Here is an 8,061-nt window from a genome sequence, read left to right on the forward strand (position 1 = left end):
CTCCAAATTTTCTCTCATTATCTACCCATGATCGCATGTAATACTTATAATATCAGAATTTATTCAGTCAAACATACACACATTATGGACTGTTTTCATATAAATATCTATACATATAAAGAAGCCCTTACCATTGGTAAGAGCTTTGTATTAATCAAGTATCTTAACTTTTACTGTTTTTCTACCATAGCTTGATGCTTGTGCCAACGTTGGTAAGTGAATATCAATTCGATTACCTTTAATGGCACCACCTGTATCTCTTGCTATAGCATATCCATAGCCTTCCACCCATACTCTTGTTCCAAGTGGGATTACGTTAGGGTCAACAGCAACTACTTTTTCATTCGGGTTTGCTTTTAGGTTATATCCTGTTGCTGTAAAACCTCTTCCGCTACAACTAGCACAGTCCCAGTTATATGCAGTCGCATGCATAGTTAGTGTTTTCACTGCTTCGCCATCGCCACTACGGGAAACTGTTACTTGTGGTGTAGGCTTTGGAGCGGCTTTTGTGCCAACTGCAACAACACGTTGTTCACTTTCTTTGACAACTTCTTCTTTTACTAGTTCGCGTGATACTTCTTCACCGTTTTCTATAATTACTTCGTAGTGCTTTTCAACCATACCTTCTTGACCAGCAGCTACTACTTTTTCTTTGCCTTTATCAAGTGATTGATCATTCTTTTTAACAACAGAATAGTCAATTGTTTCTTCTACAACATCGGTGACTTTTTCAACACGCGTAATTTCAATTGTTGATTCTTTAGAAAGTCTTTTGGATTTTTCAGGCTCTAAGCGATCTAATTCTTCCAGCTTTATGTCATTTTTAGCTAATAGATCACCTACAGTGCCTCCTGTAGTCCAAACTTTACTTTCTTCACCGGCATCTAGAATGGTCACTTGGTATGCTTTGTTAATCGTAATGGATAGACCGTCTTCTATCGCATCCTCTTCCGCTGCAGACAATTGATCATATTGACTTGTTTCTAACTCTTTTTCTACTAAGAACTCGCCAACAGTATCTGCTGTGGTGTAGTACGGTTCGTTCACTCCATCCACTGTTACTATTACCTGCTTTGCCTTTTCGTAATTTATTTTCATTTCTGATTGTATTAGGTCGTCTTTGGCATGTGAAAGATAATCATGATCTTCCACTTCGATGTTTAGCTCTTGTAATAATGCATCTACGGTGTCTGCATGTGTGCGAACAGTTGTAACTTCCCCATCATCATTAACTGTCACTTCTGCTTTCGTAACTTGATAGGTTAATAGTCCGACAAATGCTAGTAAAGCCACTACGGAAACAATAGGTATAACCAACTTTTTCTGTAGTGCCGGCAACAGCTTTGAAAAACGTTTCATGCTTGTTTTCCTCCTTTATACCCGCCGTTGTATTATATAAACACCATTTTCACCTGTCAAATGAAGTTCAATACATAAACTACCCCTAAAAAGCTTGTTACACCAATGCTTAACCTGTAATTTTATGCTTATTATTTCAATTATATTAAAATTACATTACATACTTTCTAAGATAAAATGTATCGTCATTTATGCGGGGTAATGTTAAATAAACGCATGGCATTTTCTGTAGTCGCATTACATACTTCCTCATAACTAATTTCCTTTAATTCTGCAATTTTTTCTGCAACTAGAGAGACATATGCCGGTTCATTTCTTTTCCCACGGTTTGGATGAGGTGCAAGAAAAGGACAGTCTGTTTCGATTAATAATCGATCTAATGGAACAACTTTCGCAACATCTTTTGGCAGTTTCGCATTCTTAAAGGTTACAGGTCCGCCAAGCGATATATAAAAATTCATATCGAGACAATCTTGTACATAAGCATCCGAGTCATTGTAGCAGTGCATAATGCCTCCAACCTCTTCCGCTTTTTCTTCTTTTAATATTTGAATAATATCTTCTGTTGCTTCCCGATTATGAATAATGATAGGTAATTTAACTTTTTTAGCTAATTCGATTTGCTTACGAAACACTTCCTTTTGTACATCTTTCGGTGACTTATCCCAGTGATAATCTAAACCCATCTCACCAATAGCAACAACCTTTGGATGTGCGGCTAATTCCTCTATCCATGCTAGTTCTTTTTCGGTCATATCAATTGCATCAACAGGATGCCAGCCAACAGCTGCGTAAAAGTTCTCATTTTCTTCTGCAAGTTTAATTGCCTTTGGAATTGTTTCATGATCAAATCCTACGACAACCATAAATTTAACGCCTGCTTCTTCTGCACGCGCAATGACTTCATCACGGTCTTCATCGAATTGGCTTACATTTAAGTGTACATGTGTATCAAAAAGCATAAAGTAACCCTCCAACTATTCATTATTGAATCTTTATTTATTATCCCTTAAACATCTCAGTTGATAAACGTCGTAACTAAACCACCCGCTCCTCGAGTGAAATTGGCTCCCTTTCCGCGGGCACGGCCTCAGCTAACTCAGAAGAAAGTTCGCTTCTGAGTGGATCTTCAGCTCGTGCTGTTCCCGCAGGATAAGGAAGGCTTCAGAGAATCTACATCGCACGAAGGAAATGCGGTCTTCATTTCCGAGGAGTGTCGCCAATTTCACTCGATCCGCTAGTAACTGCTTCAATATAATGAAACAAGTATTTATCTAATAGTGTAATTACACGCTCCACATTTCATTCAAACAATGTTTTTATGCTTCAAGATGTCTACTAAAAAGTTGCATAATGGAGTCTAAAAGAATCATTAACCAGAAAGTAGAACATAGTGGAGGCTGAGGCCGTGCCCGCGGAAAGCGAAGTATTCTGCCGGAACGGCGTTATATTGATAACCTCAATGATTTATGCATACGACGGAGTTTATATAAATTGTTACATAACAACATTCTTTTAAAAAAGCAAAACGCTTATGACCTTGTTAGATCGATAAGCGTTTCTTATTTATTTACTTCACTTTAGAGCCGTTTGGTAAGTCTTGTTCCACTGTTGCTAAAGAGAGCTTGCCTGTTTCATCTTCACCAGATAAGATCATCCCTTGAGAAAGTTCTCCGCGGAGCTTGACTGGTTTTAAGTTGGTTACACAAATCACTTTCTTACCTGTTAATTCTTCAGGTTGATAGTAATTTGCGATCCCTGACACAACTTGTCGTTTTTCTGTACCCAAATCCAATTGGATTCTTAGTAACTTGTCAGCATTCTTCATTTTCTCTGCTCTGATTACCTCAGCTACACGAAGATCTAACCTCATAAAATCATCAAATGTTATTTCATCACTCTGCTCATTTTCTTTTTCTTCTGTTTTTGGAGCAGGCTTTTTCATCATTTCTTTAATGTTCTTTACTTCTTCCTCTACATCTAACCTTGGGAAAATAGGATCCTGTTTTGTTACTTTTGAATCTTCAAATCCTGCCCCAAACTGATTTAAACTTTCCCATACTTTATACTGCTCATCCACTACACCGATTTGGTTGAAGATCTTATCAGGTGTCTGGGTTAAGAATGGTCTTAATAAAATTGCAGTTCTTCTTAATGCATCAACTAAGTGGGCCATTACGTTACCTAGGCGTTCCTTCTGTGCTTCATCCTTAGCTAATACCCATGGTTTTGTTTCATCAATATATTTATTTGTTCTGCTAATATATTGCCATATTGTCGTTAATGCTACTGAGAATCCCATTTGATCTAAAGCTTCTTCCACTTTAGAAACGGTTTCTTTTCCTAATTGCTCGATTTGTTTGTCGAATTCATCTTCTGAAGCTTTAAATGCTGGAACAGTACCATCAAAATATTTTTCGATCATCGCTACTGTACGATTTAATAAGTTACCTAAGTCATTAGCTAGGTCATAGTTAGTTCTTTCGACAAATCCTTCAGGTGTAAATACGCCATCAGAACCAAATGGAACTTCTCTTAACAAATAATAACGTAAGGCATCTAAACCATAACGGTTGGTTAAATCAATCGGATTCACTACATTTCCTTTTGATTTTGACATCTTACCGTCCTTCATTAGAATCCAACCATGCGCGAAAACTTTTTTCGGCAATGGAATATCTAATGCCATAAGCATAATCGGCCAATAAATTGTGTGGAAACGTACAATTTCTTTACTCATTAAGTGTACGTCAGCTGGCCAGTACTTCTGATACTTTTCATCTTGGTCTGTTCCATATCCAAGCGCTGTTATGTAGTTTGATAATGCATCAATCCAAACATAGATCACATGTTTTGGATCTCCAGGTACTTTCACTCCCCAATCAAAGGTAGTACGAGAAACAGCAAGGTCTTCCAAACCAGGTTTAATGAAATTATTAATCATTTCATTTTTCCTGCTTTCCGGTTGGATAAACTCCGGATTCTCTTCATAATAAGCGAGTAAGCGATCCACATATTTGCTCATCTTAAAGAAATAGGACTCTTCCTTTACGTTCTCTACTGGACCGCCACAGTCAGGGCATTTTCCATTTTCCAGCTGTCTTTCCGTAAAGAATGATTCGCATGAAGTACAATAACTACCTTCATATTCATCTAAATAGATATCTCCTTGCTCTAGCAATTGAGCAAAAATTTGTTCGACAACTTTTTTGTGTCGATCCTCTGTAGTACGGATAAAATCATCATAGGATATATCTAACTTCTCCCATAGATCTTTAATACCACTTACAATCTCATCGACATAGGCTTGCGGTGTCACACCACTTTCATCCGCTTTTTTTTGAATTTTTAGACCATGTTCATCTGTCCCAGTTAAATACATGACATCAAAGCCTCGTAATCGTTTATACCTAGCCATTACATCGCCTGCAACCGTGCTATAAGCATGACCAATATGCAAATTCCCACTAGGATAATAAATGGGTGTCGTTAAATAAAATGTCTTTTTTTCCTTTGACATTAATTGTACCTCCTCTTTATGTAACGTGCTTTTTATCAATTGCTTCTATCTCAACCCTACTAGGTGTAAGAAATAAAATTATCTTTTGACACTCTCACATTTGAGTCTGTTTTCATTGTAGCGATTTTTTTATTATTTTTCCATATATTAAGCTAATGTAACAACAAATATGTAGGTATTGCAACCAATCACGAGCTAGACCGTTCATTAGATGAAATCTAGTAACCTTCCTATTATTCCATTTTTCAATAAAAATATCACATTGGTAAAAAATAAAATATTTTGTCGAAAAATATTAATAACGATAAATGTACTATTCTTTTCTTAATTATAGGAAAATAGTGCATAAAAACCTTCATAAAAGGCATCTGTTAAAGATATTTTTTCCTAAATATAAGAAATTTTATCAATTTCCAATTGACACTAATGGCAATCACTGGTAAACTATTAATAAAGTTGTCGAATATTGACGAATTTTTCAATAAGGGGGAATTGGTTAAATGAAATCAACCGGTATTGTTCGTAAAGTAGATGAATTAGGTCGTGTTGTTATACCAATAGAGTTACGTAGAACACTTGGAATTAATGAGAAAGATGCTTTAGAAATTTATGTTGATGATGACCGAATTGTGCTGAAGAAATATAAGCCAAATATGACTTGTCAAATCACTGGAGAAGTTTCAGACGATAATCTATCACTTGCAGATGGTAAGTTAGTATTAAGTCGTGATGGGGCTCATACTTTATTAGATGAGATTCAAAAACAATTAAACAAATAATCGACAATGGCCCCTCCCAATCAAATGGGAAAGGGGTTTTTTTATGTTTATTTTTACATTGACTTTATTCAACATGATATGCCTGATATATATACCTTTTTTGTTGTTTGCGTTCTTCCGCCACTTTCTTAATGGCATCCTTGCTCCTAAGCTGTTCTACCTCCATATAGTGTTCCACATGTTGTTTGATAGATATATTATCCCACCATTGTTCCTGCTCAGTCGGATCAGCATTATTTCCTTCTACTACAAGACAAAACTCGCCTTTCAGGTTAGTTTCATTTGCCCATGCTAATACTTCTTCTAGCGATCCTCTAATATATTCTTCAAAACGTTTCGACAATTCTCTTGCAACTGAAATAGAACGATCCCCAAATTGTTCATAAAGAGCTTGTAATGTTTCAACTAACCTGTGTGGTGATTCATAAAAAAGGATTGTTGCTTGCATTGGTCGTAATTTATCCAATGCTTCTATTTTTTCTTTTTTCTTCCTCGGTAGAAACCCATAAAAATAAAACTCTGTTGTCGGTAAACCTGACCCTACTAAAGCACATAAAGCAGCATTTGCGCCTGGTAGCACAACTACCGTAATGTCACCGTCAATCGCAGCTTTTATAATATCAAATCCCGGGTCAGAAATTCCAGGCATTCCAGCATCACTTACTAAAGCAATGTCTTTCCCCTCATAAAGGAGGTCCATTAACTTAGACTCCCGCATTTGTTTATTATGTTCGTGATAGCTTATTAACGGCGTATCAATAGTAAAGTGATTTAATAGCTTCTTCGTATTTCTTGTATCTTCAGCTGCAATTAATTCTACTTCCTTTAATGTATTCATAGCTCGTATGGTGATGTCTTCTAGATTACCTATTGGAGTTGGTACAATATATAATGTTCCTGTGGTTGTTTGTGTTTGGAAACTACTTTGTGTTTTCACTTGCCATTCTTCCCTTCTCTAGATAGGAATTAATCAAGATCTCTTTTTCTATTTTCTTACGTTTTTTCATTCGATACTCAAAACGCATTGCTTCTTGTTTTGTTGAAAACGATCGTGTGAATACGAGCTGTAACGGACCTCTTCCCCTGGTATATTTTGCAGCTTTCCCTGCATTATGTAGTTGTAATCGTCGATCAAGGTCGTTCGTATATCCAGTGTAGATCGACCCATCCTTGCATCTCAGCATATATACAAGATGACTACTCGACTTTTCCATACAAAATACCTTCTAATTCTTTTGAATAGTTATCTTTGTCATCAAAAGCATAAAGTGGAGGAAGTATCTTCAAATCAGGGTTTCCATCTCTTACGCCTTCAATTAATAGTGTATTTGCTTCCTTACCTGCTTTCGGATAAACAAGTCGCATACGTTTTGGTTCAATCTTATACTTTTTAAATAAGGTAATTATCTCCACTAATCGACTAGGTCGATGAACCATAGATACTTTCCCACCCGATTTTGCTAACTTACTACAAGCAATTACGACATCTTCTAAGGTGCAAAGGATTTCATGTCTAGCAATCGTAAAATAATCACTTTTGTTTTGTTCTCGTTTATTAGGTGTTTTAAAGTAAGGTGGATTTACCGTAACAAGATCAAATTTATCATTACCATATTTTCCTGGCATATCTTTTAGATCGCCATGAATCATCGTTAATTGATTGTTTAATTCATTAATCTCTACATTCCTAATCGCCATATCATAAAGACGATCTTGTATCTCAACCCCTGTAATTGGAACAATCGTTCTTCTACTTAGAAGTAACGGCACAATCCCATTTCCCGTACATAAATCAATGATTTTCCCTCTTTTTAGTGGTGCGTGGGCAAAATCTGCTAGTAAAACTGCATCTAAGGAAAAAGCAAAAACAGAAGGACTTTGAATAATACGCATGTTCTCTTCTGCTAATAAATAATCCAGTCGTTCATCCTCTTTTAACTGTACCATGCTGTATAACCTCTTTTTTCTTTTCTATATTCACTATGCTATTGTACACAACTTGTCACTACATTAACAAAACCTTTTACTTTGTCGTTTCTCAATATAATGTCGCAATTTCTATAGACTCTGCAGTAACTTCCTTACGGTATTTATGGGATGAGTGCTAGAACGCCGCTGCGGAAAAACACTCGCTTTCCGTGGGGAACGCTTCAGCTTCCTCGCTCGCAGAAAGCGCTCACTGCGGGATCTTCAGACTGTTCCTTTCCCACAGGAGTCTCGAGTTTTTCCTCCGCTATGTACAGTTTTCTTTTCGAGATAGAATGTCCATTTAAGTTTTTCGTAAGTTATTCTCACTCCGCTTAGAATACTATATCTTAGCGTAGGCAGAATACGAAGACTCCTGCGGGAACAGCGCGAGCCGAAGATCCACTCAGGAGCGCACTTTGCTACTGAGTTAGCTGA

7 protein-coding genes are annotated in these 8,061 nt (G+C 36.7%); 1 reads left to right on the plus strand and 6 read right to left on the minus strand.

Features of this window, described 5'->3' with window-relative positions:
- Positions 1–150: 150 nt before the first annotated feature.
- The 3 genes from NYQ66_RS00860 to metG form a co-directional block, all read right to left on the minus strand.
- Positions 151–1,359 (minus strand): G5 and 3D domain-containing protein, encoded by a 1,209-nt coding sequence (locus NYQ66_RS00860; RefSeq protein WP_259865837.1) that lies wholly within the window; start codon positions 1,357–1,359, stop codon positions 151–153.
- Between the two features lie 185 nt (positions 1,360–1,544).
- Positions 1,545–2,321 (minus strand): TatD family hydrolase, encoded by a 777-nt coding sequence (locus NYQ66_RS00865; RefSeq protein ID WP_259865840.1) that lies wholly within the window; start codon positions 2,319–2,321, stop codon positions 1,545–1,547.
- A 608-nt stretch (positions 2,322–2,929) separates the two neighbouring features.
- Positions 2,930–4,879 (minus strand): methionine--tRNA ligase, encoded by a 1,950-nt coding sequence (gene metG / locus NYQ66_RS00870; protein ID WP_259865842.1) that lies wholly within the window; start codon positions 4,877–4,879, stop codon positions 2,930–2,932.
- 500 nt (positions 4,880–5,379) lie between these two features.
- On the opposite strand from metG, the gene NYQ66_RS00875 reads away from it, so the two are divergent.
- Positions 5,380–5,658: an AbrB/MazE/SpoVT family DNA-binding domain-containing protein gene (locus NYQ66_RS00875; RefSeq protein WP_259865844.1), complete on the plus strand. Its 279-nt coding sequence runs from the start codon at positions 5,380–5,382 to the stop codon at positions 5,656–5,658.
- Between the two features lie 64 nt (positions 5,659–5,722).
- On the opposite strand, the gene rsmI is transcribed toward NYQ66_RS00875, so the two are convergent.
- The 3 genes from rsmI to NYQ66_RS00890 are packed head-to-tail and all read right to left on the minus strand — an operon-like array spanning position 5,723 to position 7,605.
- Complete coding sequence (gene rsmI / locus NYQ66_RS00880) at positions 5,723–6,595, minus strand: 16S rRNA (cytidine(1402)-2'-O)-methyltransferase (protein WP_259865846.1); 873 nt, start codon at positions 6,593–6,595, stop codon at positions 5,723–5,725.
- Positions 6,579–6,872 (minus strand): GIY-YIG nuclease family protein, encoded by a 294-nt coding sequence (locus NYQ66_RS00885; RefSeq protein ID WP_259865848.1) that lies wholly within the window; start codon positions 6,870–6,872, stop codon positions 6,579–6,581. The genes rsmI and NYQ66_RS00885 overlap by 17 nt, the downstream gene beginning before the upstream one ends.
- Positions 6,856–7,605: a tRNA1(Val) (adenine(37)-N6)-methyltransferase gene (locus NYQ66_RS00890; RefSeq protein ID WP_259865850.1), complete on the minus strand. Its 750-nt coding sequence runs from the start codon at positions 7,603–7,605 to the stop codon at positions 6,856–6,858. Before NYQ66_RS00890 ends, NYQ66_RS00885 begins: the two co-directional genes overlap by 17 nt.
- Positions 7,606–8,061: the final 456 nt, after the last annotated feature.

The sequence above is a fragment of the Aquibacillus koreensis genome, from assembly GCF_025154055.1.
Lineage (GTDB): Bacteria > Bacillota > Bacilli > Bacillales > Amphibacillaceae > Aquibacillus_C > Aquibacillus_C koreensis.

What these genes read in the sequence shown, in the direction of transcription:
- NYQ66_RS00860 (WP_259865837.1), bottom strand. Translation starts at nt 1,359, where the DNA reads ATGAAACGTTTTTCAAAGCTGTTGCCGGCACTACAGAAAAAGTTGGTT.
- NYQ66_RS00885 (WP_259865848.1), bottom strand. Translation starts at nt 6,872, where the DNA reads ATGGAAAAGTCGAGTAGTCATCTTGTATATATGCTGAGATGCAAGGAT.
- NYQ66_RS00890 (WP_259865850.1), bottom strand. Translation starts at nt 7,605, where the DNA reads ATGGTACAGTTAAAAGAGGATGAACGACTGGATTATTTATTAGCAGAA.
- NYQ66_RS00865 (WP_259865840.1), bottom strand. Translation starts at nt 2,321, where the DNA reads ATGCTTTTTGATACACATGTACACTTAAATGTAAGCCAATTCGATGAA.
- NYQ66_RS00875 (WP_259865844.1), top strand. Translation starts at nt 5,380, where the DNA reads ATGAAATCAACCGGTATTGTTCGTAAAGTAGATGAATTAGGTCGTGTT.
- metG (WP_259865842.1), bottom strand. Translation starts at nt 4,879, where the DNA reads ATGTCAAAGGAAAAAAAGACATTTTATTTAACGACACCCATTTATTAT.